We start from the raw sequence: 3,543 nt of genomic DNA, 5'->3' as shown, positions 1-3,543 counted from the left end.
AGGGTTAAGCTAAGTCAACGTATCTGTTCATGACACTGGTAAAAAATGAATTTTTGAAAGCTACTTTTTTATCAAGAAAAAAGTAACAATAAAGATCCATTTTTTACCAGTGTCATGAACAGATTCATTTGAAAAGATATAAGCAAACACTCAAATCAAATTATCGATATGGATACGCAAAAAGATAATAATTTTTCCTTTACCCTATTAGATGGAACTACTTTTTTTCTTGGTAGTGCCTTTGCTAAAGTCGTTTTAGTCGTCAATACTGCTTCGCGTTGTGGCTTTGCTCGTCAATTTGATGCCTTACAGAGGCTACATGATCGTTACCAGACTAGTGGCTTTACGGTGCTTGGAGTATCTTCCCAAAGTTTTGGAAAACAAGAATCCGATGAGCCTTGTGATATAGCAGCAGCTATAAAAGCTAAGTGCAGTAACGTTACCTTTCCTATTACGCAGCTAACAGCGGTTCGCGGAAAAGCTATTCATCCATTTTATGCATGGGCTGCTACACAGGTCTCTTTATTAGGTCGTCCAAAATGGAACTTCCATAAGTACTTGATTGGAAAAGATGGCGAATTGATCACATGGTTTGCTTCTTCAACAGATCCTTTGGCCCTCAAGGTAATAGAAGCCGTAGAGGCCGCACTAGCAAAGTAGCACGCTTTAGCCCTCACCCACAAAACGTGATGTATACCTAAAAAAAAGTATCTGTTCACGACTTTGTTAAAAAAGTTTTTTATCCCCCTTTTTTCTTGATAAAAAAGTAACAATAAAAATTCATTTTTTAACAGTGTCAGGAACAGATACCCTTGAATGCATACAAAACCTCTCCCTTGAACGGGTATAAAAAAGCTCATTCACTGGAGCTTGAGGCTGCTGAATAGATAGGGTTGTCAAATATAATAGTTCTTATTCAGCCTATTGGTAAGCAAGAAATTTTACAAGAGGCGTTTTTTTGGTGTGGACCTACCACGAAGCTCAATCTATAGCCTCCTATCTAGTCTTGTTTTTCTTTACTTTTATGCTTCACTACAATACTTACTGGATCGCTGCATACGATTTTTCCTGTTTCAGCTTCAAACCAATAACTAATAAAGAAAGCTTCCTTAGCTAAAACTTTATTTTTACTGTATGCCTTGTATAGATCTACAGAAAAGTCAGACGGACCTTCTGCAGCTCTCTTCTCATCATACTCTGTATTAATCACCCTCTTGAGAAAAATAAAACCTAACATTGGGTCATAAATATAGCCTTTATTTTTATCAATCTTTCTAAACAGCTCTTCTGCTGTTTTTTGAATTGTCTCTTTATGCTCTGCTTTAACTACAATATATCCCTGATTTTGACTCTCTATTTTACTAGAAAGGGTAACTTTAGGAAATACATAGGTAGTATAATTAGCATCAGAAAAAAATGCTCGTTTCCAAGAGTTACCAACATGCAAAGTAATATGCGCTCCTGTATTATCTAAGGTTATAGGAGGAATTGGAACCTTTAACGGATTCGTTAGTTGTTCCTCCTCTTTGTTTTCTGTTATACTTAATTCTTCTTGTGATCCGTGAAACTTAAACATACTACCTTGTGTAGCACATAAGCAAGGGAAATAGCTATAGGCTGCTTCACTACTAAAGAACGCAATAGCAGATTGGCTTAACGGTTTGCTCGGATCTTGAACCACTAAGATATTGCCATTTGTGCTATCGTTACTATTAGATTCACGCAAGGCTTTAACTAAAGATTCAATCATAGCAGTTCTCCAAATATATGGAACACCTTTTTTTTCTTTTATAAATACTACATAGGATGCTTGGTCAGAAGGAATTGATTTTTTTTGCCCATCAGCGAAATATTCGATTACATCCCCAGCAAGGGTTACATTGTTAAATTGACCGGTTATTTTATCACGGGAAAGCTTTAAATTCGATATGGTTAAGCGATGGGTACTACCATCAAATGTAATAAGAGGGGTAGGACTATCTTGGGCAAGTGAACTTTCTTCAGCTAAAAAATGTTCCATTTGACTTAAATAATAGTGTGTTTTGTTTTGAACAAAATAACAACATATTTTATACTTACCGGATTGAATAGGCGCTTCGTGAGTTAGTAGATTGCCTACTATATTAGGTTGAAGGTTCCTAAATTTACCTGGAACGACAATTAGGTGGCCGTTATTAAATAATTCAGTTTTGATAGGCCATTCATTTTCATCAGCTATTGCTTGTTTAACCAAATTATAAGGGTTAACACCTTCTTTTACTAATAGAAAACCTACCTCTACATGATTCTTATTTCTATAAGAAGTGGCTACTTCACCTTTTAAAAACCAACCTGTATCATTGCCACTTTGAGATAGAGCTTTCAAACCAATAGCTTGGTAATCTGGTAATGGTTCATCTTTATCTGGGCTATCCATTGGTACAGAAGCAGTAGAAATAGCATCTGCACCATTTTGTACCCATAACATATGCATGTTATAGCTTTTTGAAGTCAATTTTATGTATTGATCTTTATCTAATACTGTAATAGGGATAGTAAATTTAAGTTGTTTGGTATCTAGAGAAAGTGCATCTACTTTAAGTGGATAGATAAAACTACCATCCTCTTGCCACATCAATTTCTCCACTTCATTTTTGTTATCTATAGCTGTTGTGACTATGGGTGATTCTTTGGTAATCGATCCACCATTTGCAACCCCTATCAAGACCAGATAATATGGTGCCTGAGGATCTGTCATAATAACTTCACCCTCTACATGCAATAGCAAATCTGTTTTTTTACCTTGTAGGCAACTGATGGTGGCCAATCGCTTACAAGAACCAAGAGATACTTGCAGTTGACTACCCTCTTTATCCTCTTTTGGAATATGATTATCTGAATCTGAAACAGTAACAGGATCCTTATGACTTCCGCACCTCTGGCAGGAGGTCATTAATATTTGGCAAAATAGGATTAATAAAAAAGAACTAAGTTTCCAAAGAAGCAAGTTTGTTTTTTTATAAGACATAACAAAAATGAATTTAAAATAGATGTTGCATGAATAGGTTAGAGTTGGCTACTTTTTGATCAAGCAAAAAGTAGATTTAAAAATTCCTTATAACTTATTATGTACAGCCAATGCATTAGTTTAGTATGCTATTACTACCTTTTATAAATAAACTTATCTTAATAATAAGTAATATAATTATCTTTTTTATCATATATCATAACAATTATTTTTAATAAAAATGTATGATTCTTAAATTGACGCCATTGGTTGTTCAAGCAATGGCGTCCACTTAAGGATGATCACCATTAGTACATAAGCCGTAAGGAATTTTTATCTTACTTTTTTCTTGATAAAAAAGCAAGCAAAAAATCAAGCCCTGTTCAAAAATTGGCTGCCATCACAGCTTACAGCTGGAAAAACAGGAGCCTCCCTTTGAGCTCCCTCCCTGCAACTGTTTTTTTTCATCTGTAAGTATCTGTTCATGACACCGGTAAAAAATGAATCTTTATTGTTACTTTTTTCTTGATAAAAAAGCAAGCAAAAAATCAAGCCCT

Annotated in this window: 2 protein-coding genes; one reads left to right on the top strand and one right to left on the bottom strand. The window is 34.9% G+C overall.

Annotation, left to right across the window (positions count from 1 at the left end):
• Window positions 1–168: 168 nt before the first annotated feature.
• Window positions 169–660, top strand: coding sequence for a glutathione peroxidase (locus tag MUW74_RS00430; protein WP_243517195.1), 492 nt, complete (start codon window positions 169–171; stop codon window positions 658–660).
• A gap of 340 nt (window positions 661–1,000) precedes the next feature.
• On the opposite strand, the gene MUW74_RS00425 is transcribed toward MUW74_RS00430, so the two are convergent.
• Window positions 1,001–3,007 carry a hypothetical protein gene (locus MUW74_RS00425; protein WP_243517192.1) on the bottom strand — a complete coding sequence of 669 codons (2,007 nt, stop codon included), beginning with the start codon at window positions 3,005–3,007 and terminating at the stop codon, window positions 1,001–1,003.
• Window positions 3,008–3,543: the final 536 nt, after the last annotated feature.

It is taken from the genome of Candidatus Cardinium sp. cBcalN2 (assembly GCF_022810445.1).
Lineage (GTDB): Bacteria > Bacteroidota > Bacteroidia > Cytophagales > Amoebophilaceae > Cardinium.
This window is presented reverse-complemented; position numbering and strand designations above follow the sequence as displayed.